The following is a 25,154-nucleotide window of genomic DNA, read 5'->3' as shown; positions in this document are numbered from 1 at the left end:
CACTCGCCACGTCATGGCCGGCCTTGTGCCGCCATCCCGATTGCATGAAGCGCCGCGTCTTTCGCATCGGGATCACCGGGACAGGCCCGGTGATGACGTGAGAACATGGACTCCGCTCATTCCGCTGTCCGTACGGCCAGCATCTCGGCCACTGTGGCTCTCAGCTCCTCGGCATCCGTAACCGGAAGGGAGCAGCGCATGCCGGCGCAGACGAGCGCCCGGGCGCCCGGGCCCTCGTTGGCAAGTGCCTTGGCCGGATGATCGTCGTCGAGGGCCTCATCGGGACGCAGCCGGCGGACGCTGCGATCGAGATAGGGGAGGGCCAAAGCGGCCGCGTACAGGGTGTCGGAATCATGACCCGTCACGAGGATGCTCAGGCCCCGCAGGTGCAGGTCGAGGGCGTTGAGAATCGAGGTATGGCCGAGCGGCGCCGACCGGGCGATTCCCACGAGCGCGCTCAGCACGTCCGAGGCGCGCCGGAGATCGTCCTGCGCCTCGGTGATCTGCGCCAGCCGAACCATCGCCTCGGCGAAGACCCCGTTGGCATTGGGCACTGCGTCGTCCTGGGTGGGCTGCGGACGGACGACGAGAGGATCCGCCCCCCGGCCCGTCATGGCGAGGCTGCCGGTCTCGGCGACCATGAAGTCGGTGAGCAGACCGTCGCGCCAGATTTCCGCGTCCCGGAGATAGGCGGGCTCGCAGGTCGCCTCGAAGAGGGCGAGCGCGGCCCGCATCATGGCGGCCTGATCGAGGGCAAAGCCCGGGAAGATCAGAGCGCCGCCACGCCAGGAATGGCCGAGCCGCCCATCCCGGCTCATCGCGTCACGGACGAACCGGTAGGCCCGGGCCGCGAGGCCGATCCAGTCCGGCCGGTCGAGCAGGGCGGCGGCGCGCACGAGGGCCGCGATCATCAGCCCGTTCCAGTCCGCCAGCACCTTGTCGTCGAGGCCGGGCCGCACCCGCCCGGCGCGGCGCTCCAGAAGCGTCGCCCGCATGAGGGACAGCCGCTCCTCCACGGCGGGCGGGGCCTCGCCGGAGAGGAGCCGGTTGGGGATGTTCCGGCCTTCGAAGTTTCCGTCCTCGGTGATGTCGTAGACCTTCGCGAAGAAGGCCGCATCCCCGTCGCCCAGGGTCTCCTGGATCTCGGACAGGCTCCAGACATAGAAGCGACCCTCCTCGCCTTCCGAATCCGCATCGAGGCTCGACGCGAAGGCGCCTTCCGGCGTGGTCATCTCCCGTTCGAGCCATGCGACGATGCCGGCGGCGGCATCCCGGAAGATGGACCGGCCTGTCTCGGCAAAGGCCAGGGCGTAGAGCTCCAGGAGCTGCGCATTGTCGTAGAGCATCTTCTCGAAATGCGGCACGAGCCAGCGTTCGTCGACGGAGTAGCGAGCGAAGCCGCCGCCGAGATGATCATGGATGCCGCCGAGCGCCATCCGCTCCAGGGTCAGGAGGAAGCCCTTCTCCGCCTCGTCGTCCCCGGTGCGGCGGACATAGCGGGCGAGGAACTCGAGGATCGGCGGGTTGGGGAATTTCGGTGCGCCCTGCAGGCCGCCGTTCTCCGGGTCGATCAGCCCGGCGAGCCGCGAGCCCATGCGGTCGAGATCGGCGAGGCCGAGCGTGCCGCCATCGCTCCGTTCGGCCCGCGCGAGGTGTTGTTTGATCGCGTCCCGGTTCTTGAGGATCCGCTCGGGCTCCGCGTGGTACAGGCGGCTGACCTCCCGCAGCACCGCCGTGAAGCCCGGCCGGCCGAAGCGTGGCTCCTTGGGGAAGTAGGTGCCGCCCCAGAACGGCTCGCCGTCGGGGGTCAGGAACATGGTGAGGGGCCAGCCGCCGGGTTCGCCGAGCAGATGAAGGGCGCTCATATAGACGTGGTCCACGTCGGGGCGCTCCTCGCGGTCGACCTTGATGTTGACGAAGTGCTCGTTCATGACCGCGGCCACGTCAGGATCCTCGAAGCTCTCGTGGGCCATCACATGGCACCAGTGGCAGGCGGCATAGCCGATCGAGATCAGGATCGGCCTGCTGAGCCGCCGGGCCTCGGCCAGGGCGTCGGGTCCCCATTCGCACCAATGGACAGGATTGTCCCGGTGCTGCAGAAGATACGGGGAACTGGCCTCGTTCAGGCGGTTCATGGGTCCTGCTCCCAAGTCGGGCTGACCGGCCGCCACGGATCCCGGCCGCGCCTCACGGTCTTAAGACGTCATCAACCATAACGCCTCTTCGGTCTCACAGGGTTCACCCTCATGCGTTCGGACGACACCATCTTCGCCATCGCCTCGGGTCACGGCCGCGCCGCCGTGTGCCTGATCCGGATCAGCGGGCCGGAGAGCGGCAGGGTTCTGGAGCGGATGGCGGGAGGGCTGCCGGCGCCGCGCCGCGCCGTGGTGCGGATCCTGAAGGATCCTTCGAGCGGAGAACCCCTCGATCAGGCCCTGGTCCTGTGGATGCCGGGGCCGGAGAGCTTCACCGGCGAGGATCAGGCGGAGCTCCATATCCATGGCGGCCTGGCGACCCGGGCCGCCGTGCTGCGGGCCCTCGGGTCCTTGGGCCATTGCCGCCCGGCCCAGGCGGGCGAGTTCACCCGCCGGGCGTTCCTCCATGGGCGGATGGATTTGGCTCAGGTCGAGGGTTTGGCGGATATCATCGACGCCGAGACCGAGGCCCAGCGCCGGCAGGCCATGCGCCAGCTCGGAGGGCGGCTCGGGAACGCCGCCGAGGGCTGGCGCGACACCGTCCTGCAGGTTCTCGCCCTCCTCGAAGCGAGCCTGGACTTTTCCGACGAGGGCGACGTGCCGGAGGATCTCGAAGCGGACATTCTGCGAATGATCGACGGGGTGCGGGACGAGATCGGCCGTGCCGTGGCCGATCGTGGCGGCGAGCGCCTGCGCGAGGGCCTGACCGTCGTTCTGGCAGGCCCGCCCAATGCCGGTAAGTCGACCCTGCTCAATGCCCTGGCGCGCCGGGATGTTGCCATCGTGTCGCCGGTTGCCGGAACCACGCGTGACGTGATCGAGGTGCACTGCGATCTCGGCGGCCTCCCGGTGATCATCGTCGACACGGCGGGCCTGCGGGAGAGCCTCGATCTCATCGAGCAGGAGGGCGTCACCCGCGCCCGCGCCCGGGCGCAGGATGCGGATCTCGTGCTCTGGCTCGTGCCGCCGGACGACCAGCCGGGAGAACCGCCCCAGGCGCGGCACCTGCTGCGGGTGGGCACGAAGGCCGATCTGCCGGGGTCCCGGCAGGATTGCGACCTGATGATCGCGGCGGCGACCGGCGAAGGCCTGCCCGGCTTGATCGCCCGGCTCGAGCAGGAGGCCGGCGCTCTGATGGGGCAGGGCGATGCCTTGGTGACCCGCGAGCGTCACCGCAGGGCCCTTGAACGAGCACAGGACTCGCTTGTACGGGCGCGTGCTCTCCTGGTGGACGGGGGCCCGCTCGAACTTGCCGCTGAAGAGGTCCGCCTTGCCGCGAGGTCGATCGGTGAGATCACCGGTCGGGTCGACGTGGAGGACATGCTCGATCGCTTGTTTTCGAGCTTCTGCATCGGCAAGTGATTGCAGGCTGCACTCCCCATCGGTCGAACGGGGTCGGGTCCCATTTTCCGGTTCACGAATCGGTGGAACAATGCTGAATCATCGCGGCACAACCTGTGAACGGGACGTGCAGAACCGAGGTTTGGCTCGGAATGTTTCACGTGAAACATTTTGCCCTTTTGACCTTCGCTGCGCGGCGGCTTAGAGCCAGATGCATCCGAACAGACAGCAATCCGACGCTCCCGTCCCAGGTCGAGCGTCCGGCGGGAATGACGGCAGCGGAGCGGACGTCAGGCTATTGCCTGAAGCCGGCCTTGCCGCATGGAGAAGATGGATGGGTGACCTTTACGATGTGATTGTCGTAGGCGGCGGCCATGCCGGGTCCGAAGCGGCCGCGGCCTCGGCCCGCATGGGCGCGCGTACGGCCCTCGTCACGCATAAGCTGGCGACCATCGGCGCCATGTCGTGCAACCCGGCCATCGGGGGGCTCGGCAAGGGGCATCTCGTGCGCGAGATCGATGCCCTGGACGGGGTCATGGGCCGCATCGCCGACCGGGCCGGTATCCAGTTCCGCCTGCTCAACCGCCGTAAGGGTCCTGCCGTACGCGGACCGCGCACCCAGGCGGACCGTAAGCTCTATGCCCGTGCCATGCAGGCCGAGCTCCTGCAAACAGAAAACCTCGCCATCGTGGAGGGGGAGGCCGACGATCTCCTGGTCCAGGATGGTCGCGTCACGGGTCTGCGGCTCACGGATGGGCGCGTGCTGGCCGCCGGAGCCGTCGTCATTACGACCGGCACCTTCCTGTCGGGCCTTATTCATATCGGCGAGAGGAAGATTCCAGCGGGCCGCATGGGAGAGCGGCCGTCGCTCGGCCTGCCACAGACCTTTGCGCGGCTCGGCTTCACCCTCGGGCGTCTTAAGACAGGAACCCCGCCCCGCCTCGACGGCCGCACAATCGATTGGGCCGGCGTCGACAAGCAGGCAGCCGATGACGAGCCCGTGCCGTTCTCCCTGCTGACCACCCGCATCACGAACCCGCAGATCGAATGCGGCATCACCCGTACCACGGCCCAGGTTCACGGCCTGATCCGGGACAACCTGCACCGTTCGGCCATGTATTCGGGCGGGATCCAGGGCAGGGGACCGCGCTATTGCCCGTCGATCGAAGACAAGGTCGTCCGCTTCGGCGACCGGGACGGTCATCAGATCTTCCTGGAACCGGAGGGGCTCGACGACTTTACGGTCTATCCCAACGGGATTTCGACGTCGCTGCCGGAGGACGTGCAGCTGGCCTTCCTGAAGCACATTCCGGGCCTGGAGAAGGTCCGGATGATCCAGCCGGCCTATGCGATCGAGTACGACTATGTCGATCCGCGCAATCTCACGGCCACGCTCGAAACGAAGGCGGTCGCCGGCCTGTTCCTGGCCGGCCAGATCAATGGCACGACCGGCTATGAGGAGGCGGCCGCCCAGGGGCTGGCGTCGGGGCTGAATGCCGCCCGTCGCGCCTCGGGCCAGGACGGTATCGTGTTCGACCGGGCGGAGTCCTATCTCGGCGTCCTCATCGACGACCTGGTCACCCGTGGGGTGAGCGAGCCCTATCGCATGTTCACCTCACGCTCCGAGTATCGCCTGAGTCTGCGCATCGACAATGTGGACGAGCGCCTCACCGGCAAGGGCCTGGAGATCGGCTGCGTCGGCAGCGAACGCGCGGCTCACTTCGGGCGGTCCCAGGACGAGATCCGCGCGACGCGCCAGCAGTTGCAGGCGCTCGCCGTGACCCCCAGGGAGGCGTCGCGCCATGGCCTGGACCTGAACCAGGACGGGATTCGCCGCACGGCTTATCAGCTGCTGTCCTATCCGACGATCGTGTGGGAGGACCTGGAGCGGGTCTGGCCTGACCTGAAAAGCGTCAGCCAATCGGTGCGGGAGCGGCTGCAGACGGACGCCACCTATGCGGTTTACCTCGACCGCCAGAAGGCGGATATCGCGGCCTACCGACGGGACGAGAGCGTGGTTCTGGAGGACACGATCGATTTCCAGGGGCTTCCGGGGCTGTCGAACGAAATCAAGGCCAAGCTCGATCTGGTCCGCCCTAAGACCCTTGGCCAGGCTGCCCGGATCGAGGGCATCACGCCGGCAGCGCTGACCCTGCTGGCGGCTCACGCCCGCAGGTCTCCTGGGCATCGCGCCGGTTCGGCTGAGGTCTTGTCGTGACGAAGCCCAGCATGGTCACGGCCTCCGACCTCAATGTTTCACGTGAAACATTCGAGAAGCTCGAATTGCTCGAACGGGAGCTTCGGCGCTGGCAGGCGATCAAGAATCTCGTCGGTCCTGCGACCCTGGACCAGATCTGGCAGCGTCACATCGTCGACTCTCTCCAGCTTCTCGATCTCGCACCGGAGGCCAAGACCTGGCTCGACCTGGGATCGGGTGCCGGGTTCCCGGGTCTCGTGCTCGCCATTGCGGGCGCGGAGAGGGGACTCAGCGTCCATCTGGTCGAAAGCAACTCGCGCAAATGCGCGTTCCTCCGACACATCGCCCGGCTGACGGGCGTCTCGGCGACCATCCGCGAGGCGCGGCTGGAAACCGTCGTGCCGGACTTTCTGGGCCAAGCCGATGTGGTCTCTGCCCGGGCTCTGGCAGCGCTCGACCAGCTGCTGGACTGGACCGCACCCTTGTTGAAATCGGGGACAATCGGCCTCTTTCCCAAGGGGCGCGATGCCGAGACCGAATTGACCGAGGCCCGGAAAAAGTGGACATTCGAGGCAGAGATCCTGCCGAGCCTGACCGATTCCGAAGCCAGGATTCTGCGCATAACCTCCATCGAGAGCCATTCATGATGACCGACCGCAACGGACCCGAAGCAGGCGCGCGTGGCGTGGAGCCGCGCGTTCTCGTGCTCGCCAACCAGAAGGGGGGCGTCGGCAAGACCACGACGGCGATCAACCTCGGCACCGCGCTCGCGGCCATCGGCGAGAAGGTGCTGATCATCGATCTCGACCCGCAGGGCAATGCCTCGACGGGCCTGGGCATCGATCGGAAGAGCCGCCAGATCTCGACCTATCACGTGCTCGCCGGCGAATCGTCGCTGGCCGAGGCGATCACCGAGACTGTCGTGCCCGGATTGTCCGTGGCCCCCTCGACGCTCGACCTGCTCGGCGTCGAACTGGAGATCGCCAACGAGCGGAATCGCTCGCACCGGCTCCGGTCGGCGATCGCGAGCCTTTCAGCCGTCGAGGTAAGCGAACCTTTTACCTATATTTTGATCGATTGCCCGCCATCGCTCAATCTTTTGACCATCAATGCGTTGGTGGCCGCTGACGCGGTTCTGGTGCCCCTCCAATGCGAATTTTTTGCTCTGGAAGGCCTCAGCCAGTTGCTCAAGACGGTCGAGCAGGTCCGGTCGGCCCTCAACCCGGACCTGTCGATCCACGGGGTCGTGCTGACCATGTTCGACCCGCGCAACAACCTGTCGGGACAGGTCGTGGCCGACGTGCGCGAGTTCATGGGCGCCAAGGTGTACGAGACCATGATCCCCCGCAACGTCCGGGTGTCGGAAGCGCCGTCGCACGGCAAGCCGGTGTTGCTCTACGATCTGAAATGCGCCGGCTCGCAGGCCTATCTCCGCTTGGCCTCGGAAGTCATTCAGCGTGAACGCGCCCTGCGCGCGGCTTGAACAGTTTGAGAGAGACAATGGCAGAAGAAGGTAAGTCGCGCCTGGGCCGGGGACTGGCCGCCCTGATCGGCGAAGTCGGAGACGAGATGGGCAATCTCGAGCGCAAGGGCTTCGTCCCGCGCCACGTGCCTGTAGAGTTCCTGCAGCCGAACCCGCGCAATCCTCGCAAGCGATTCGACGAGGAGGATCTGCAGGAGCTGACCCAGTCGATCAAGGATCGCGGCATCATTCAGCCCATCGTGGTGCGCTCGTTGCCGACCAATACGGAGCGTTATGAAATCGTCGCCGGCGAGCGGCGCTGGCGCGCGGCGCAGAAGGCCGGCCTGCACAAGGTGCCGGTCGTGATCGTGTCGATCGACGACAAGACCTCGCTCGAATACGCCATCCTCGAGAATGTTCAGCGCGCCGACCTCAACCCCATCGAGGAATCGGAAGGTTATTCCCGGCTCATGGTCGAGTTCTCCTACACGCAGGAGAACCTGTCGAAGATCATCGGCAAGAGCCGCAGCCACATCGCCAACATGCTGCGCCTCGCCGACCTGCCCGTCGGCGTGCGCAAGCTCATGATGGAGCGCAAGCTCACCGCCGGCCATGGCCGCGCGCTCCTGTCCGTGAAGGATCCGGTGCAGGTGGCCAAGCGGATTCTCGACGAGGGCCTGAGCGTGCGCCAGGTCGAGGAGATCGCCCAGAGCGACAACGCCGATCCGGAGAAGGCGGAGGCCAAGGCGGCCAAGTCCGTCAAAGCCGAGAAGGATCCGGACACCCGCGCCCTCGAAAAGGCCCTGCAGGACGTGCTGGGCCTCACGGTCAGCATCGACCACAAGGGCAAGGGCGGCGAATTGCGCATCAAGTACAAGACGCTGGATCAGCTCGACGGCTTGTGCCGGAGGCTCAATCCATAAAAGGACGGGCGGCAGGCTCGCATGGCATGGAATCACCGGCCTCGTGCCGGTGATTTCGTTTGTGCACAGCGCGGTACTTCTCCGCATCGGCACCGCCGGGACAGACCCGGCCAGGATGAAGCGGGAAGGACTCTACCGCCGCGCCGCCCGGGCGATGTCGAGCAGGGTCTTCGCCGCGATCGTATCATCGAGATCGGCCAGGCGGCGGGTCTGAAGGAGGCTGGCCTGCAGGAGGGCGATCGCGTTCCTGAGGCTGCCGCCGGTCCAGCGCTGCAGATGACGCTCCACAAGGGGCTTGCGCCGGAAATGCAGGCTGCGCAGGGTCTCCATCACGGTCGGGATCGGGCGTCCTTCCTCAACGGAAAGGCGCGCCGTCAGCAGCATCAGGGCATGACGGAGCGCGGCGCCCAGCAGCACGGATGCGTTCACCCCCTCGGCGGCGAGACGCCGCGAGCCCACCTCGAGACCCGTGCCCTCGCCGGCGAAGGCGGCATCGATCACCGCGTCCATGGCGAGGCTGGAGACGTCGCTCATGATCGCGTCCACGTCCGCGAGCGTGATCTCGCTCTGGCCATGGGCGTAAAGCATCAGCTTGGCGAGTTCGCCCCGGGTGGCGAGCCGGTCGCCGCCGAGGCTCGCGATCAGGGCGGTCCTGGCCTCGCGCTGGATCGAGAAGCCGTTCGCCTTCAGGGTCTCGTCGACCACCGTGCCGAGATCCCGGCCCGTATCCGCATAGCAGGGCAGGGCCAGCGCCTTCTGCGAGCGCTCGCAGAGGGTCCGCAGGGGGGACGATTTCTGGAGGTCGCCGCCCTCGATGACGATCACCGTATCCTGCAGCTCTCCTTTCAGGACGGCATCGACGGCCGGGGCGATGTTGCGCGAGGTGGACTTCACCCAGATGGCGCGCTTCGACCCGAACAGCCCCATGGTGCCGGCCTCATCCGCGAGGCGAGCCGGGTCGGCCGCGATATCGTCGCCGTCGATGCGGATGAGCTGGAACGGGTCGGACGGATCGTCCACGGCGCGCTCGGCCACCGAGCGGGCGCGCTCGTTGATCAGCCCCATGTCGGGCCCGTAGAACAGGAACACGCCGACGCGCGGATCGGGGCGCCGCAGCGCCCCGTCGACGTCACCGGCTTTGACGGCGACCATCGGCGTCAGCCGGCGGTGGCGAGCGCCGCCGACAGCCGGGTTCTCACCTGCTGCGCCAGGTCCCTGGCGAGCCTGATCTCCGCATCGCGTCCTGCCCGGATGTTGGCGAAGCGCTGCGGGAAGCGGTCGAAGCTCGTCGTGGAGGTCGCCGTGCCCTGGGTGACCACGGTCTTCCCGTCGAGGCTCGTCAGGGTATAGGTCAGGGTCCCGCCGACGATCACGGAGCTCGCCGTGCCGGTCTCGGTGTCGACCACCGGGCTCGACCGGCTTTCCTGCAACGCCAGCTTCAGGTTGTAGCGCTTGGGCGTGTCCGATCCCGAGCCGTTGAGCAGGTAGACCAGCTCGCTGCGCAGATAATGCCCCGAATTCGCGAGGGCCGGCGGCCACTTCACCTCCGGCACGTCGATGGAGGCCAGCACCGTCTGGAGGGACTCGCCCGAAGCCGTCGGGCCGTAGAGGGGCCGGAAGCAGGCGGACAGGCCGAGAGACAGGCTCGCCACGAGAACGACCGAGGCGAGACCTTTCAGGTTAAACGACGACATTCACGATCCTTTGGGGAACCACGATGAACTTGCGGGCGGGCTTGCCTTCCATAGCCTTTTGCACGCCGTCAAGCGAGAGCACGGCCGCCTCGATGGTAGCCTGATCGGCATCGCGGGCAACCGTCACGTCGGCGCGCTTCTTGCCGTTGACCTGCACCGGCAGGGTGACCGTGTCCTCGACCAGCAGGGACCGGTCGACCGCCGGCCAGGCCGTGTCGGACACCAGGCCGGGCTGGCTCAAGGCCGCCCAGCACTCCTCGGCCAGGTGCGGCATCATCGGGGCGAGCAGTTGCACGAAGATGCGCCCGGCCTCGGTGAAAGCCTGGCCCAGGCCCTGCTCGTCGCTGCTTTTCGCCTGGTTCGCCAGATCCTGCAGGGCGTTGGCGAGCTCGTAGAGATGAGCCACGCAGCGGTTGAAGCGCAGGCGCTCAATGTCGTCCTCGACGGCCGCCAGGGCCTTGTGTGCGGCCTTGCGCACGGCGAGCGCGATCGGACCCTCGGCCGCGGCGCCGTTGCCGCCGTCCATACGGTCCGCAATCTCGCCGATCAGGCGCCACACCCGCTGCACGAACCGGCCGGCGCCCTGGACGCCCTCCTCGGTCCAGATCACGTCGCGCTCAGGGGGCGAGTCGGACAGCATGAACCAGCGCGCCGTGTCGGCCCCGTAGGACGCGATGATCTCGTCGGGATCGACCGTGTTCTTCTTCGACTTCGACATCTTCTCGATGGAGCCGATCTCGATCGGGGCGCCGGTCTCCACATGGAAGGCCTTGCGGGTTGCGCCTTGCACCTCGAAGCGCACGTCGGCGGGCAGCACCCAGCCGCCAGTGGCGTCCTTGTAGGTCTCGTGCACCACCATGCCCTGCGTGAACAGGCCGGCGAACGGCTCGTCCAGGCCGGCATGACCGGTCTTCTTCATCGCCCGGGTGAAGAAGCGCGAATAGAGCAGGTGCAGGATCGCGTGCTCGATGCCGCCGATATACTGATCGACCGGCAGCCAGCGGTCCACGGTCGCCGGGTCGGTGGGCTCGTCCGTCAGGGTCGGGTCCGTGAAGCGTGCGAAGTACCAGGACGAATCCACGAAGGTGTCCATGGTGTCGGTCTCGCGCCGGGCCTTGCCGCCGCATTGCGGGCAGTCCACGTGTTTCCACGTGGGATGGCGGTCGAGCGGGTTGCCCGGCACGTCGAAGGACACGTCCTCCGGCAGCACCACGGGCAGCTGGTCCTTCGGCACCGGCACGACCCCGCAGGCATCGCAATGGATCACCGGGATCGGGCAGCCCCAGTAGCGCTGGCGCGAGATGCCCCAGTCGCGCAGGCGGAAGTTCACCTTGCGCTCGGCCACCGCGTGATTGCCCCGGGTCTCGGCCTCCAGGCGCCGGGCGACCTCCTCCTTCGCCTCCGCGATGGTCAGGCCGTCGAGGAAGCGGGAATTGATCATCCGACCGTCGCCGTCATAGGCCACGTCCGTCACCACGAAGCTGGCCGGGTCGACGTCCGGCGGGCAGACCACGGGGGTGTTGCCCAGGCCGTACTTGTTGACGAAGTCCAGGTCGCGCTGGTCGTGCGCCGGGCAGCCGAAGATGGCGCCGGTGCCGTATTCCATCAGGATGAAATTCGCCACATAGACCGGCAGGGTCCAGTTCGGATCGAACGGATGCTCGGCGCGGATGCCCGTGTCGAAGCCGAGTTTTTCGGCCTTGTCGATGGCTTCCTGGGCCGTGCCCATGCGCTTGGCCTCCTCGATGAAGGCGGCCAGCTCCGGGTTCTTCTCGGCCGCGGCCTTCGCCAGCGGATGATCGGGCGCGACGGCCATGAACTTGGCGCCGAACAGGGTGTCGGGCCGCGTCGTGTAGATCTGCAGCTCGGTCTCGCCGTTCGGCACCGTTTCCGGCTTCAGGGCGAAGCGGACCAGCAGGCCTTCCGAGCGGCCGATCCAGTTGCGCTGCATCAGGCGCACCTTCTCGGGCCAGCGGTCCAGGGTGTCGAGCCGGTCGTCGAGATCCTGCGCGAAATCGGTGATCTTCAGGAACCACTGGGTCAACTCGCGCTGCTCGACCAGGGCGCCGGAGCGCCAGCCGCGCCCGTCGATCACCTGCTCGTTGGCGAGCACCGTATGGTCGACCGGGTCCCAGTTCACCTTGGCGGTCTTGCGGTCGACGAGGCCGGCCTCCAGGAAGTCCAGGAACATGCGCTGCTGGTGCTTGTAATAGCTCGGATCGCAGGTTGCGATCTCGCGGCTCCAGTCGATGGCCAGGCCCATGCTCTGCAGCTGGGCGCGCATCGTGGCGATGTTGGCATAGGTCCATTCCTTCGGGTGGACCTTGTTCTGCATGGCGGCGTTCTCGGCCGGCATGCCGAAGGCGTCCCAGCCCATGGGATGGAGCACGTTGAAGCCGCGGGCGCGCTTGTAGCGCGCCACCACGTCGCCCATGGTGTAGTTGCGCACATGGCCCATGTGGATGCGCCCCGACGGATAGGGGAACATCTCGAGCACGTAGTATTTCGGACGCGGGTCGTCGTTGTTGGTCTTGAACAGGTCCTGGTCGTTCCAGACCTTCCGCCATTTCAGCTCGGCTTCCTTGGCGTTGTAGCGCTCGGGCCTCATGTCTCGTCTATATCCGTCGTGAATGGTGCGAAGCGGCTTGCGCCGCCGGGTTGCGGCGGACTAGGACACAGCTCTCCCGCGCGGTCAACGGTTTCGCGCGCGCGAGGCGGCTTTAAGAGGATCCCATGAACGACAACCACGCGGTCGACGGCCTGAGGCAGGTGCAGGAGAGCATCCGGCGCGCGGCGTCCGATTACGGGCGCGACCCGTCCGGCATCACCCTCGTGGCGGTCTCGAAGACCTTTCCCGCCGAGGCCATCGAGCCGGTGCTCGCTGTGGGCCAGCGCGTCTTCGGCGAGAACTACGTGCAGGAGGCCAAGACGAAATGGCCGGGCCTGCGCGCACGCTTTCCGGATGTGGAGCTCCACATGATCGGCCCGCTCCAGTCCAACAAGGCCCGCGAGGCCGTGGAGCTCTTCGACGTGATCCACACCCTCGACCGCCCGTCGCTCGCCGAGGCGCTCGCCAAGGAGATCGCCCGGCAGGGCCGGACGCCCCGCCTGCTGGTTCAGGTGAACACCGGCGAGGAGCCGCAGAAGGGCGGCGTGGTTCCGACCGAGGTCGACGCCTTCCTCGAGGCGTGCCGCGAACGGTACGGATTGCAGATCGAGGGCCTCATGTGCATCCCGCCGGCCGAGGACCCGCCGTCGCCTCATTTCGCCCTGCTCAACACCATCGCGAAGCGTCACGGGCTTGGCGTGCTGTCCATGGGCATGAGTGCCGATTTCGATGCGGCGATCCAGCTCGGCGCGACCCATGTACGGGTCGGCAGCGCGATCTTCGGAGCAAGGCCGTCGAAGGCCTGAGCCTGCATCGGAGCGAAGGATCCGTCAGCGCCTTCGCGCGGCCTGGAAATGGTCGATGAAGGCCCTGAGGCCCGCCGAAGGCAGGCGCTGGCGCGGATAATAGAGGCAGATGCCCGCAAAGGGCGGCGTCCAGTCAGCCAGGACGCGCACCAGGCGCCCGGTCGCGAGATCCGCTTCCGCCGAGCGCCGGTTGACATAGGCAAGGCCGGCGCCGGCCCGGGCCGCCTGCAGGCCGAGATCGTGGGTTCCCAGAGTCAGGCGGCCCGGAACGTCGAGGCGGATCGCCTCGCCCGAGCGCTCGAACTCCCAGCGGTAGATGGTCCCGCTCGGCAGGCGGGTGCGGATGCATTCGTGCTCGAACAGATCGGCCGGGTTCTGCGGCAGGCCGTGGGCCGAAACATAATCGGGTGCTCCCACCACGGCGAACTCCTCGTCGAGCCCCAACGCTATGGACACCATCTCCTGCGGCACGGCCTCCGCGATGCGAAGGCCGGCATCGAAGCCGCCCGCCACGATGTCGACCATCCGTCCCTCGCAGACCACGTCGACCCGCATGTCGGGATAGGCCTGCAGGAAGTCGAGGAGGATCGGCAGGACCCGCATGGCCCCGCCCTCGGAGGTGTTCAGGCGCAGGAGGCCCGCCGGGGTCTGCCGGTAGCGATTGACCCTTTCGACCGCTTCCTCGAGCTCCCGCAGGGCTGGCTGCACCCGGGCCAGAAAGGCCTCGCCGGCTTCGGTGACGGAAACGCTGCGGGTCGTGCGGTTGAAAAGCCGCACGCCGAGGCGTCTCTCAAGGCTCGCCACCGTATGGCTCAGGGAGGAGGGCGACAGGCCGAGGTCGAGCGCCGCCGCCCGGAAGCTGCGATGGGCCGCCACGGCCGCCAGAGCCTTGAGATCGTTGAGGCCCAGATCCGCCATTGTGCGAAATCCTTCATCATCCCGTGTAGAATTGAACGGCTTATCACACTAATCGCGCGGATCCATATGGAAGCTCCAGCACAGGAGCTTTTCCCATGACTCGTACCGTTCTCATCACAGGTGCCTCCACCGGCTTCGGCGAGGCCACCGCCCGCCTCTTCGCCTCCCGCGGGTGGAACGTCGTCGCGACCATGCGCCGTCCCGAGGAGGGAGCGGCCCTGGCCGGTCTCGACAATGTCCTCGTCACGCGGCTCGACGTTCAGGACCAGGCCAGCATCGACGCCGCATTGGCGGCCGGGATCGAGCGCTTCGGGCGCCTCGACGTGCTCGTGAACAATGCGGGCTTCGGCCTGTTCGGGGTGTTCGAGGGAACGTCGCGCGACAAGATCCGGGAGCAGTTCGACGTCAACCTGTTCGGGCTCATGGACGTGACCCGGGCGGTGCTGCCGCATTTCCGCGCCAACCGGGCGGGCGTGATCGTCAATGTCAGCTCGGGCGCCGGCGTCTTCGCCCTGCCGATGATCTCGCTCTATTGCGCGTCCAAGTTCGCCCTGGAGGGGTTCTCCGAATCCCTGTCCTATGAGCTCGCGAGCCTCGGGATCGCCGTGAAGGTCGTCGAGCCCGGCGGCGTCACCAGCACCCGGTTCGGCGAGCGCAGCGGCGGCGAGGCCGCTCGGGCTGCCATCCCGGCCGATTACGAGCCCTTCGTGACGGCCGCCCAGGAGGTCTTCGCCGGCCTGCGCGCCGCCCGGGCCGATGCGACAAGCGACGAGGTGGCCGAGGTGATCTGGACGGCCGCCACGGACGGCAGCGACCGGCTGCGCTATGTCGCCACCGACGACATCAAGCCCCTGGTCGCCGCCCGCCGAGAAACCTCGGAGGACGCTTATCTCGCCTTCATGCGCGAACGGGTCGGGCCGAAGACCGGGCAGGAAAGACCGGGGAGGGGTGAGGCGGCCTGACCAGCCACACGTTTCCGTCATGGCCGGGCCTGTCCCGGCCATCCCGATACGGTGAGGCTCGGCGTTCCAAACGATCGGGATCACCGGCACAAGCCCGGTGATGACCGGGGATCTTACCCCCGTTCGCTGTCCAGCATGGCCATCTGGGGCGCAGCGTAGCGGTCGCCCGCGGCGGCGCCCTTGGGCACGGCCTGCTCGATGGCCGCGAGATCGTCGCGCGTCAGCCGCACGTCGAGGGATCCGAGTGCTTCCTGCAGCCGATCCCGGCGGCGGGCGCCCACGAGCGGCACGATGTCGTCGCCCTGAGCGGCCACCCAGGCGATGGCGATCTGCGCCACGCTGACGCCCTTGCGCTCCGCCACGCTCTTGAGTGCGTCGACCAGCGCCAGGTTCCTGTCCACGTTGCCGTCCTGAAAGCGCGGGCTGTGGGCGCGGAAATCGCCGGCCCCCGCCTGGTCCTTGCGCCAATGGCCGCTGATCAGCCCGCGGGAGAGCACCCCATAGGCCGTGATGCCGATGCCGAGTTCGCGGCAGGCCGGCAGGATCGCGTCCTCGATGCCCCGGGAGATGAGGGAATACTCGATCTGCAGGTCGCAGATCGGATGCACGGCCGCCGCCCGGCGGATCGTGTCGGCCCCGACCTCGGACAGGCCGATCTGGCGCACATAGCCGGCCTTCACCATGTCGGCGATGGCCCCGATCGTGTCCTCGATCGGCACGTTCGGATCGAGCCGCGCCGGCCGGTAGATGTCGATATGATCGACCCTCAGGCGCTGGAGCGTATAGGCGAGGAAGCTTTTGACCGCCTGCGGCCGGGCGTCGTAGCCGAGCCAGGCGCCGGACGGCTCGCGCATGGCGCCGAACTTGACGCTGATCACGGCCTGGTCCCGGTTGCGGCCCTCGAGGGCCTCGCCGATCAGCATCTCGTTGTGGCCCATGCCGTAGAAATCACCCGTGTCGAGCAGGGTGATGCCGGCGTCAAAGGCCGCATGGATGGTCGCGATGCTCTCGGCCCGGTCCGCCGGACCGTACATGCCCGACATGCCCATGCAGCCGAGGCCGAGGGCGGACACGGAGGGGCCGGTTTGCCCCAAGCGGCGGTGTTGCATTGTCTGATCTCCTGAAAAATGGCGGCCAGCTGTCCTGCCGGCATGAACGGATCATGCCCGCTTCCGGTTCGTGCGATAATCCGGCATAACCGGAACAGGCTGTTTGGATTTTCGAACAATGAGCGATGTGGATCTGGCGGATCTCGAAGCCTTCGCGGCGGTCGCGCGGGCGCGCAGCTTCCGCAGCGTGGCGCGGCTGCGCGGCGTCTCGGCCTCGTCCCTGAGCGAGGCCCTGCGGCGGCTGGAGGCGCGGCTCGGCGTGCGTCTGCTCAACCGGACCACCCGCAGCGTCACGCCGACCGAGGCCGGCCAGCGCCTCCTGGAACGCCTGGGGCCGGCCTTGAGCGAGGTCGCAGCCGCCCTCGACGCGGTGAACGGCTTTCGGAACTCGCCGACCGGCACCCTGCGGCTCAACGTTCCCACGGCGGTGGCCCGCCTGGTGCTGCCGCGGCTCATCGGGCCGTTCCTCGACGCCCATCCGGGCATCACCCTGGAGGTCGCCACCGACGACAGCTTCGTCGACGTGCTGGCGGCGGGCTTCGACGCAGGCATCCGCTACGACGAGCGTCTGGAGAAGGACATGATCGCCGTGCCCATCGGCCCGCGCACCCAGCGCTTCGCGGTGGCGGGAGCGCCGGCCTATTTCGCCGCCCATGGCCGGCCCTCGCACCCGAGGGGCATCCTGAACCACGCCTGCATCCGGCACCGCTTCGCCAGCGGCATCATGCATCCCTGGGAGTTCGAGCGCGACGGCGAGGTCGTGAAAATCACGCCCACCGCCCGGGTCGTCGCCAACAGCATCGACCTGGAGATCGCCGCCGCCCTGCAGGGCCTCGGGCTGATCGCCACCTTCGCGGGATTTCTGGAGCGCGAATTCGCGAGTGGCGCCCTCGAGCCGGTGCTGGAGGATTGGCAGCAGCCCTTTTCAGGACCCTTCCTCTATTATCCGAGCCGCCGCCACATGCCCGCGCCCCTGCGCGCCTTCGTGGACTTCGTCAAACGCCGGCCGGCACCCGAGATTGCATCCGCGGGCGTTTCCGGTTAAGCCTACCGTCTCGATCCACCATGTCGAACCGGGGAGGGCTGCATGATTGAAGCGATGCATCAACGCACGTTCGGCCCCGGGCACGCCCTGCAGCAGCTTGTTGCAGGGCCGGCCATCGAGCGGATCTGACGGCTTTTCTCCGTCCTCATCTCACTCCGGTCAGCTCTGAACGGCTCACCCGCGCCCGTGGCTCCGCAAGGATCCGGCGCGTCTGACACGTTCCAGATCGTTCGCGCCTCGACGGCCTTCGCCCGGGCGCGCCGCACCCGTGAGATCCTCCCATGGCCTCCTTGAGCCTTCGCAATGTCAGCTTCATCGCCCAAACCCCCCTGTTCCGGAACCTGAACCTCGTCATCGGCCAGGGCGACCGCCTCGGCCTCGTGGCGGCCAACGGGGCCGGCAAGTCGACCCTTCTGAAATGCCTCGCCGGCCTCATCGAACCGACCGAGGGCGACATCGTGCGCTCGCGCGGTCTGCGCGTCGCCCTCGTCGAGCAGGACGTGCCCGCCGGTCTCGCCGATCTGTCGCTGCACGACGTGCTGCTGCAGGCCCTGCCGGCAGGCGAGCGCGAGAGCCAGGAATGGCGCGTCGACATGGTGCTCGACGAATTCGACACTCCGGCCGATCTGCGCACCCTGCCCGTGCGGGCGCTGAGCGGCGGCTGGCAGCGGCTCGCGCTGATCGCCCGCGCGTGGATCACCGAGCCCGACCTGCTGCTCCTCGACGAGCCCACGAACCATCTCGATCTCGAAAAGCTCTTCACCCTGGAGGCCTGGATCAACCTGGCGGGTTTCACCGCGCCCATCGTGGTGGCGAGCCACGACCGCGACTTCCTCGATGCCTGCACGACGAAAACCCTGTTCCTGCGGCCCGAGGAATCCGTCTCCTTCGCCCATCCCTACCGGCGGGCCCGTGCGCTCCTCGACGCCCATGACGAGGCCGCCCGGACCCAGCGCGACAAGACCTTGCGCGAGGTCAAGCGCCTGCGCGAGAGCGCCCAGGAACTGCGCAATGTGGGCCTCAACAGCGGCAGCGACGCGGCGCAGATCAAATCCGCCCAGATCAGGCGCCGCGCCGATGCGCTGGAGCAGCGCGCGCGCGCCGTGCACCGGGAGCGGCCGGGCGAGATTCGGCTCGGCAACCGGGGCACCCATGCGCGGGTGCTCGTCGGGCTCGACAACGTCGGCGTTCAGGCGCCGGACGGGCGCAGGCTGTTCACGATCCCCAAGCTCGAGGTGGCGCAGGGCGACCGCGTCGTGGTGCTCGGCCGCAACGGCGCCGGCAAGTCGCAGTTCGTCCGGCTGCTGCACGCCGCGATGACCCGCCCGGACGGCTTCCCGGGCATCCGCACGAGCCCGAGCCTCGCCCTGGGCTACGTGGACCAGGACATGGGGCAATTGCCGCAGACGAGCACGGCGCACGATTTCATCCTGTCGCGCTTTCGCCTCGGCGATCAGCGCAGCCGCGCGGTTCTAGCGGAGGCGGGCTTTCCCGTCGACAGGCAGGGGCTTCCCATCGCCCGGCTGTCGCCCGGCCAGAAGGCGCGGCTCGGCCTCCTCGCGCTGCGCCTCTCCGAGCCCAATGTCTACCTCATGGACGAGCCCACCAACCACGTGGACATCCCGGGTCGCGAGCAGCTGGAAGCGGAAATCCTCGACGCACAGGCCACCTGCATCCTCGTGTCCCACGACCGCAGTTTCGTGAAAACCGTCGGCACCCGCTTCCTGCTCATCGACCGGGGCCGGCTGCGCGAGGTGGATGGGCCGGAGGCGTTCTACGAGAGCGTGGCGCGGTGAGCGATGTGGCCGATGATGCCCACCCCGAGATCACCGGGCTTGTCCGGTAATCTCGACCGGAAGAGCTCCGTGCTTCTCAGGATCGGGGCGGCCGGGACAGGTCCGGCCATGACGGGCCGGGGAGGGCGACGGCGGCTCACCCGACGATCTCGATCCGCGTGTTCGGCCCGATCCGTTCCATGAGGCGGCGGATCATGCGCCTGTCGACGGCCACGCAGCCCTCGGTCGGCAGGAATCCGGGACGGGCGAGATGGAGGAAGATGGCGCTGCCGCGGCCTTTCACGACCGGGCCGCGGTTCCAGGCGATGTCGAGCACCACGTCGTAGAGATGATCGTCCCGCCACATCGTCTCGTGACCGGTCGGGCAGGGCAGGGGAACGAGGCGGTTGTAGCGCCGGTCCCTCACGTCGTCCGACCAGCCGTCGGCGGGGCGGATGCGCCTCAGGGGCAGGCCCGTCCGGGGGCGCGGGCCGTGGTCCGGGCGGTAGAAAGCCTGCAGGATCCGGAACCGCCCGACCGGCGAGGCGCCGTCGCCCTCGCGCTTGGCCCGGGCCGTGCCGGAGCGGCCCAGCGCGCACGGCATGACGAGATTGCCGGCCTCGAGACGCCCGCGCCTGTGGTCGAGCGGGGAGCGGAACACACGGATGACATTGACGCGGGACGGTTTCATGGGCAGTGGAAGGGACGGAAGGTCCCTCTTGTTGTCAAGCTGGGAATGACTACTCTTATGCATCGAGCATGATCCAAAGCTCAAGGCTCGCGCCCGCGGGCGCATCGTTCGGCAAAACCCGAACCCGGTTTTGCCGAACGATGCTCTCGCGTCAGGCGGCGATTTTCGATCCGGATCATGAGCGGTGACAGGAGGCGAACGGACCGGCCCGGAGATGTCCGGGTTCTTCGCTGTTTGAAGACCGCTCTCGCGACTTTCGCAGTCCATCGTGTTGAAGGGTTTGAGATGTCGAATGCCAGCCGCCTCCTCGTCGTCGATGACGATCAGGACCTGCGCGACACCCTAGCCGAACAGCTCGGATTCTATGACGAGTTTCAGGTTGCGACCGCCGAGAACGCCACGGGCGCCATCGATGCGGTGAAAGGGGACCGGATCGATCTTGCCATCATGGATGTGGGCCTGCCCGACATGGACGGGCGCGAGGCGGTCAAGGTCATGCGCCAGAACGGCTTCCGCAGCCCGATCATCATGCTCACCGCCCAAGGGTCGGACAGCGATACGGTGATGGGCCTGGAGGCCGGCGCCAACGATTACGTGGTCAAGCCGTTCAAGTTCGCCGTGCTGCTCGCCCGCATCCGGGCGCAGCTGCGCCAGTACGAGGCGAGCGAGGATGCGGTGTTCCAGATCGGGCCCTACATCTTCCGCCCGGGCTCGAAGCTGCTCACCACCGACAAGGGCTCCAAGCTCAAGCTGACCGAGAAGGAGACCGCCATCCTGCGCTATCTCTACCGCGCCGGTCAGTCCGTGGTCGGGCGCGACACCCTGCTCACGGAGGTGTGGGGCTACAATTCCAACGTCACCACCCACACGCTGGAAACGCATATCTACCGCCTGCGCCAGAAGATCGAGTCGGACCCGTCCAACGCCACCATCCTGGTCACCGAGCCCGGCGGCTACAAGCTGATTCCCTGACCGGCCATGGCGCTCGACGACGACATCGCCACGCTCAGCCGGGCTCCGCTGTTCAACCTGCTGGAGCGCGACGCCCTACGCCTCGTGGCCTTCGCGTCCGAGAGCCGGACCTACCGGGAGGGCGACGTGCTGTTCAAGAAGGGCGACCGCTCGGACGGCGGCTACGTGGTGAGCCGCGGCGCCATCGCGCTCGACGCCAAGGACGACGGCTCGCCCGAGGCCTTTCTCGCCGGTCCCGGTGCCCTGATCGGGCAGGCGGCCCTGTTCGCACGCATCGAACGCCGCGCCACCGCGACGGCCCGCGAGCCCTCGGCCATCATCCGGGTGACCCCGAGCCTCATGCGCCGGGTGCTGGAGGAGTTCCCGGACGCGGCCGCGGCCATCCAGGACGCGATGGCGGACGAGCTGGCCCGCCTCACGGAGGGCCTGGAGCGCGTCCGCCAGCAGCTCATCGCCATCGACGGCGGGGAGATTTCCGCGAAAGCGCCGGATGAGACGTGAGAGGTTGAACCTCTCACGCGGCCTTCACGTCTGACAGGAACACATCCACTTCGCGGCTGAGGTTCTCGGCGTAGCGGGCGAGCTCCTGGGCGGCGCCCAGAACCTGCGTGGCCGCAGCCCCCGTCTCGCCGGCCCCGTGCTTCACGCTCTCGATGCTGTCCGTCACCTGGCCGGTGCCGCGGGCGGCCTCCTGGACGCTGCGGGAGATCTCGCCCGTGGTGGCGCCCTGTTCCTCCATGGCGGCCGCGATCCCGGTCGAAATGGCCGAAATCTGGTCGATGATGGTCTGGATGCCGTGGATCGCCCCCACGGCCTCCTGGGTGGCGCCCTGGATCTGGGCGATCTGCGAACCGATCTCGTCGGTGGCCTTGGCCGTCTGGGTCGCGAGGTTCTTCACCTCGGAGGCGACGACCGCGAAGCCCTTGCCGGCCTCGCCGGCGCGGGCCGCCTCGATGGTGGCGTTGAGCGCCAGCAGGTTGGTCTGGGCGGCCAGGTTGTTGATCAGGGTGATCACGTCGCCGATGCGCTCGGCGCTGCTGGAGAGCGCCTGCACGATGCCGTTGGTGCGCTTGGCGCTCTCGACCGCCTCGAAGGAGATCTGGGACGATTGCGTGACCTGACGGGCGATCTCGCGGATCGAGATCGACATCTCCTCGGTGGCCGCCGCGACGGTCTGCACGCTGCTCGAGGTCTGCTCGGCGGCCGCCGCCACGCTGACGGATTGCCGGTTGGTCCGGTCGGCCGTGCTCGTCATGGTCTGGGCGGTCGCCTCCATCTCCGAGGCCGCGGCGGCGAGCCCCTGGGTCAGGGCCGAGACATTGGCTTCGAACCGGCGGGTCAGCTCGTCGAGCTTGAGGGCGCGCTGCAGCTTCGCGTCGCTCTCGGTGGCCTGCTCGACGGAGAGCCGCTGGCGCTCGACGGTGTTCTCGCGGAAGATCTCCACGGCACGGGCCATCTCGCCGATCTCGTTCCTGGCGGCCGTGTAGGGGACCGTCAGGGCGGTCTCGCCATGGGCGAGGCTTTTCATGGCCTCGGCGAGCCTCGGGATCGGCCGGAACAGCATGCGGCCCGCCAGGATCGCGGCGAGCGTCAGCAGGAGCACGACCGCCAGGGAGACCATCCCCATCTGCCACATGAGCTCATGGGCCGAGGCTTCGAGGGCGGTGACCTGGAATCCGCTGCCGAGCACGCCCAGCACCTGTCCGCTCTGGCCGAAGACCGGAAGATTCACCAGGAGATAGTCGGCCCCGAGGATCTTGGCCTTGCCCACATAGGTGCCGCCCGCCGATACGATGGGGAAGATCACCCCGTTGCGGTCCATGGCCGTGCCGACCGCGCGCGACCCGTCGGGATTGCGCATGTTGGTGGCGCGCCGGATGAGGTTGCCGCTGGCCTTGTCCTTCACGAACAGGGTCGCGGGGGCCTGCGTGGCCTCGGCGATGCGGTCGGCGAGCTCGTCGCTGTAGAACACGGCGTCGTCGTTCACCGTGATGCCCGTGACCGCCCCGGCGGCGTCCTTCTTCACGCTCAGGCTGTCGATGGAGCCGCGCAGGATGCCCACGAAGGTCCGCACGTTGGACTGCAGCTGGGCGAGCGCCTTGGTCTCGACGTCCTGGCGGGTCTGAAGGGAGACGACCGCGAAGAGCGCGGCGGCGGTCACAACGACGAACGCCACCATGGCGGCCGTCGTGAGGTGGGAAAGCTTCCGGTTGGCGAGGAACTGCACGGGTATTTACCTTAGGGAAAGTCGTGCAGAAGCCTTCGCAAAAACCGGTTAAAAAGGTGTCAAAGGGCGACGGGCAGGGCGGCTTTTCTACAGCTCCAGCACGGCCGTCACGGGGGCGTGGTCCGAGGGACGCTCCCAGCCGCGGGTCTCCCGGGTCACGTCGATGGAGCGCAGGGTGCCCTGCAGGCCCTTCGACAGCCAGACATGGTCGAGGCGGCGGCCCTTGTCGGCGGCCGCCCAGTCGGGCGAGCGGTAGCTCCACCAGGAATAGATCTTTTCCGGCTCCGGCCGCAGGATCCGCATGGCGTCGATCCACTCCGCCTCCTGGCGCAGCTCCTCCAGCATTGCGGTCTCGACCGGGGTGTGGCTCACCACGTCGAGGAGCTGCTTGTGGCTCCACACGTCGTGCTCGAGGGGCGCCACGTTGAGGTCGCCCACGAGAATGGCCGGTCCGGAGGTCGGCTTCGCGCGGCCGCCCCAGGAGCGCATCTCGGCCATGAAGTCGAGCTTGTGCCGGAATTTCTCGTTGAGCTCCGGATCGGGAATGTCGCCGCCGGCCGGCACATAGAAGTTATGGATCGTCAGGCCGGCCGCCGCCTTGGCCTCCCGGCTCAGGGTGACGGTGATGTGGCGCGCGTCCTGGCGCCCGCACATCTCCATCACGCCGGTCTCGGAGAACGGGTAGCGGGACAGGATCGCGACCCCGTTGTAGCCCTTCTGGCCCATATGGACCACGAAGGGATAGCCGAAGGCCTGCAGGTCCTTCAGGGGCAGCTTGTCGTTCGGGCACTTGGTCTCCTGCAGGCACAGGATGTCGGGGCGGCGCTCCTTCAGGAAGCGGCCCACCTGGTCGATGCGCAGGCGAACGGAATTGATGTTCCAGGTCGAGACGGTCAGTTGCACGGGAGGAAGCCCTTCGGAAGATCCCCTTCGGCTACGACAGATTCCGGCCCGAGGGAAGGGCGACGATCACCGGAAATAACAGCCCCTCGGCATCACCGGCCTTGTGCCGGTGATCCCGATTCCGTAAGGCGCGGCGCTTTTCCATATCGAGATGGCCGGGACAGGCCCGGCCATAACGCCGAGAGTGTCACATCCACGGCGGCCTCATTTGTTCCCGCCGACGAGGATGTCGTACTGGATCTTGAACAGATCCTGGTCGATGCGGCGGCCGCGCTCGCTCTTGCCCAGCATCACCACCGTCTGGAAGCCCTGCGCATCGACGATGCGCCACTGGTTCAGGGTCTCCACCTGGCCGTCGAACACGAGGACGATGCGCGAGGTTCCGCCGAGCGTCGACGAATCCTCCAGGCTGATGCGCACGCCGTCGCCGTCGCTGGCGATGCCCGTGATCCGGATGTCCTGGCCGAGATTCACCTGTTCGCGCAGCAGGAATTTCAGCGGCGTCTGCGAGATGGAATAGAGGTCCTGCGTCGCGAGCTTGCGGTCGCGCACGGCGACCGAGCGTCCGTCGGCGATCACCTCGAGGGTGGCGGGCGGATCGTATTCGAACCGCACCCGGCCGGGGCGCTGGAGATAGAGGGTGCCGCCCTGCCGGCGCCCGTCGCCGCCCATCTGGGTGAAATCGGCCACCAGGGTGGTCAGGTTCGTGAAATAGGCATTCGCCCGCGCCACCACCTCGCCGTTCGGCAGCGGCTGGCGCAGGGCCACGGGCGTCGCCGCGGCAACCACCGGCCGGGACGCGATGACGACGGGCTCCGATTCGGGCGTGTGGCGGGGATCCGCGGTCGCGGGGCGGCTCGGCGGGAGCGGCGCGGTGACGGCCAGGACCTGTTCCGCATTGGCCGGCCTCGGGATGACCGGGCGGGACGGCTGGGTCTCGGCCGCTGCGGGCGTCGCCCGGTGGAACGAGGCGGTCGGCAGATGCGGGAGCGACGGGCCGAAGCCCTGCGCGGCCATCGGACGGACGGGCGGGAGGAACAGGTCGATCGGAACCGTCTGGGCCACGGCCGGCAGGGCGCCCGCGATGAGCGCCGTCACCAGGCCGGCAAGAAGGACGGGACGCATCCGAATCGGTCTCCTTCGGACCATCATCATGGACGCTGCCCGGCCATTGGGAATGGCCCAGGAATGACGCAGGGCCGCGGCCAAGGTTCCGAGACCGCCTTAATCCTCTCCCATGCCCGGAGTTTCAAGCAGAATTTCGCGTTTACCGGCGTGGTTGGCGGGTCCGACGATGCCCTCGTTTTCCATGCGCTCCATGAGCGA

Annotated in this window: 22 protein-coding genes; 11 read left to right on the top strand and 11 right to left on the bottom strand. The window is 67.8% G+C overall.

Annotation, left to right across the window (positions count from 1 at the left end; genetic code table 11):
- Positions 1–116: 116 nt before the first annotated feature.
- Positions 117–2,135 (bottom strand): thioredoxin domain-containing protein, encoded by a 2,019-nt coding sequence (locus KBI52_RS25680; protein WP_210812195.1) that lies wholly within the window; start codon positions 2,133–2,135, stop codon positions 117–119.
- 111 nt (positions 2,136–2,246) lie between these two features.
- On the opposite strand from KBI52_RS25680, the gene mnmE reads away from it, so the two are divergent.
- The 5 genes from mnmE to KBI52_RS25655 all read left to right on the top strand — a co-directional run bounded on the left by mnmE (position 2,247) and on the right by KBI52_RS25655 (position 8,118).
- A complete protein-coding gene (gene mnmE / locus KBI52_RS25675; protein ID WP_173948724.1) occupies positions 2,247–3,557 on the top strand; it encodes a tRNA uridine-5-carboxymethylaminomethyl(34) synthesis GTPase MnmE in 1,311 nt (436 codons plus the stop codon).
- Between the two features lie 313 nt (positions 3,558–3,870).
- Positions 3,871–5,754, top strand: a complete 1,884-nt coding sequence (mnmG, locus tag KBI52_RS25670; RefSeq protein ID WP_210812194.1) for a tRNA uridine-5-carboxymethylaminomethyl(34) synthesis enzyme MnmG — start codon at positions 3,871–3,873, stop codon at positions 5,752–5,754.
- 11 nt (positions 5,755–5,765) lie between these two features.
- On the top strand, positions 5,766–6,380 hold the full coding sequence (gene rsmG / locus KBI52_RS25665) for a 16S rRNA (guanine(527)-N(7))-methyltransferase RsmG (protein ID WP_173948798.1): 615 nt from the start codon (positions 5,766–5,768) through the stop codon (positions 6,378–6,380).
- Positions 6,377–7,216 (top strand): ParA family protein, encoded by an 840-nt coding sequence (locus KBI52_RS25660; protein ID WP_173948722.1) that lies wholly within the window; start codon positions 6,377–6,379, stop codon positions 7,214–7,216. Before rsmG ends, KBI52_RS25660 begins: the two co-directional genes overlap by 4 nt.
- 17 nt (positions 7,217–7,233) lie before the next feature.
- Positions 7,234–8,118, top strand: coding sequence for a ParB/RepB/Spo0J family partition protein (locus KBI52_RS25655; protein WP_173948721.1), 885 nt, complete (start codon positions 7,234–7,236; stop codon positions 8,116–8,118).
- A 132-nt stretch (positions 8,119–8,250) separates the two neighbouring features.
- Here the strand turns inward: KBI52_RS25655 and holA are convergent, their stop codons facing one another.
- The 3 genes from holA to leuS are packed head-to-tail and all read right to left on the bottom strand — an operon-like array spanning position 8,251 to position 12,420.
- Positions 8,251–9,270, bottom strand: a complete 1,020-nt coding sequence (holA, locus tag KBI52_RS25650; RefSeq protein WP_210812193.1) for a DNA polymerase III subunit delta — start codon at positions 9,268–9,270, stop codon at positions 8,251–8,253.
- Between the two features lie 5 nt (positions 9,271–9,275).
- Positions 9,276–9,812 carry an LPS assembly lipoprotein LptE gene (lptE, locus tag KBI52_RS25645; protein WP_173948719.1) on the bottom strand — a complete coding sequence of 179 codons (537 nt, stop codon included), beginning with the start codon at positions 9,810–9,812 and terminating at the stop codon, positions 9,276–9,278.
- Entirely contained in the window at positions 9,799–12,420 is a 2,622-nt protein-coding gene (gene leuS / locus KBI52_RS25640) for a leucine--tRNA ligase (RefSeq protein WP_210812192.1), read from the bottom strand. Before leuS ends, lptE begins: the two co-directional genes overlap by 14 nt.
- A gap of 125 nt (positions 12,421–12,545) precedes the next feature.
- Here leuS and KBI52_RS25635 point away from each other — a divergent pair, with 125 nt between their 5' ends.
- Positions 12,546–13,226 (top strand): YggS family pyridoxal phosphate-dependent enzyme, encoded by a 681-nt coding sequence (locus KBI52_RS25635; RefSeq protein WP_210812191.1) that lies wholly within the window; start codon positions 12,546–12,548, stop codon positions 13,224–13,226.
- Positions 13,227–13,250: 24 nt separating this feature from the next.
- Here KBI52_RS25635 and KBI52_RS25630 read toward each other — a convergent pair whose 3' ends face one another.
- Complete coding sequence (locus KBI52_RS25630) at positions 13,251–14,144, bottom strand: LysR family transcriptional regulator (protein ID WP_210812190.1); 894 nt, start codon at positions 14,142–14,144, stop codon at positions 13,251–13,253.
- A 95-nt stretch (positions 14,145–14,239) separates the two neighbouring features.
- On the opposite strand from KBI52_RS25630, the gene KBI52_RS25625 reads away from it, so the two are divergent.
- The gene (locus KBI52_RS25625) at positions 14,240–15,106 is read left to right on the top strand and encodes an SDR family oxidoreductase (RefSeq protein WP_210812189.1); all 867 of its coding nucleotides are present in this window, start codon (positions 14,240–14,242) and stop codon (positions 15,104–15,106) included.
- 113 nt (positions 15,107–15,219) lie between these two features.
- Here the strand turns inward: KBI52_RS25625 and KBI52_RS25620 are convergent, their stop codons facing one another.
- Positions 15,220–16,215, bottom strand: coding sequence for an aldo/keto reductase (locus KBI52_RS25620; protein WP_210812188.1), 996 nt, complete (start codon positions 16,213–16,215; stop codon positions 15,220–15,222).
- 118 nt (positions 16,216–16,333) lie between these two features.
- Between KBI52_RS25620 and KBI52_RS25615 the strand changes: the two genes are divergently transcribed.
- Entirely contained in the window at positions 16,334–17,260 is a 927-nt protein-coding gene (locus KBI52_RS25615; protein WP_210812187.1) for a LysR family transcriptional regulator, read from the top strand.
- Between the two features lie 281 nt (positions 17,261–17,541).
- Positions 17,542–19,056: an ABC-F family ATP-binding cassette domain-containing protein gene (locus tag KBI52_RS25610; RefSeq protein ID WP_210812186.1), complete on the top strand. Its 1,515-nt coding sequence runs from the start codon at positions 17,542–17,544 to the stop codon at positions 19,054–19,056.
- 136 nt (positions 19,057–19,192) lie between these two features.
- Here KBI52_RS25610 and KBI52_RS25605 read toward each other — a convergent pair whose 3' ends face one another.
- The gene (locus KBI52_RS25605; RefSeq protein WP_210812185.1) at positions 19,193–19,726 is read right to left on the bottom strand and encodes a L,D-transpeptidase; all 534 of its coding nucleotides are present in this window, start codon (positions 19,724–19,726) and stop codon (positions 19,193–19,195) included.
- A gap of 285 nt (positions 19,727–20,011) precedes the next feature.
- Here KBI52_RS25605 and KBI52_RS25600 point away from each other — a divergent pair, with 285 nt between their 5' ends.
- Together KBI52_RS25600 and KBI52_RS25595 are read left to right on the top strand one after the other, a co-directional pair.
- A complete protein-coding gene (locus tag KBI52_RS25600; RefSeq protein ID WP_173948710.1) occupies positions 20,012–20,698 on the top strand; it encodes a response regulator transcription factor in 687 nt (228 codons plus the stop codon).
- A 6-nt stretch (positions 20,699–20,704) separates the two neighbouring features.
- Positions 20,705–21,199 carry a cyclic nucleotide-binding domain-containing protein gene (locus KBI52_RS25595; protein WP_173948709.1) on the top strand — a complete coding sequence of 165 codons (495 nt, stop codon included), beginning with the start codon at positions 20,705–20,707 and terminating at the stop codon, positions 21,197–21,199.
- Between the two features lie 13 nt (positions 21,200–21,212).
- Here KBI52_RS25595 and KBI52_RS25590 read toward each other — a convergent pair whose 3' ends face one another.
- From KBI52_RS25590 to KBI52_RS34300, 4 genes are all read right to left on the bottom strand, one after another.
- Complete coding sequence (locus KBI52_RS25590; protein WP_173948708.1) at positions 21,213–22,925, bottom strand: methyl-accepting chemotaxis protein; 1,713 nt, start codon at positions 22,923–22,925, stop codon at positions 21,213–21,215.
- An 87-nt stretch (positions 22,926–23,012) separates the two neighbouring features.
- Positions 23,013–23,828 carry an exodeoxyribonuclease III gene (locus KBI52_RS25585; protein ID WP_210812184.1) on the bottom strand — a complete coding sequence of 272 codons (816 nt, stop codon included), beginning with the start codon at positions 23,826–23,828 and terminating at the stop codon, positions 23,013–23,015.
- A 204-nt stretch (positions 23,829–24,032) separates the two neighbouring features.
- Positions 24,033–24,953, bottom strand: coding sequence for an outer-membrane lipoprotein carrier protein LolA (locus tag KBI52_RS25580; RefSeq protein WP_210812183.1), 921 nt, complete (start codon positions 24,951–24,953; stop codon positions 24,033–24,035).
- 99 nt (positions 24,954–25,052) lie between these two features.
- On the bottom strand, positions 25,053–25,154 hold a 102-nt coding region (locus tag KBI52_RS34300; RefSeq protein ID WP_210812227.1), incomplete at its 5' end, for a DNA translocase FtsK.

The sequence above is a fragment of the Microvirga sp. HBU67558 genome, from assembly GCF_018069605.1.
Classification (GTDB): Bacteria; Pseudomonadota; Alphaproteobacteria; order Rhizobiales; family Beijerinckiaceae; genus Microvirga; species Microvirga terrae.
Note: the sequence above shows the minus strand (reverse complement) of the source record. Positions and strands in the feature narration are given on the sequence as shown.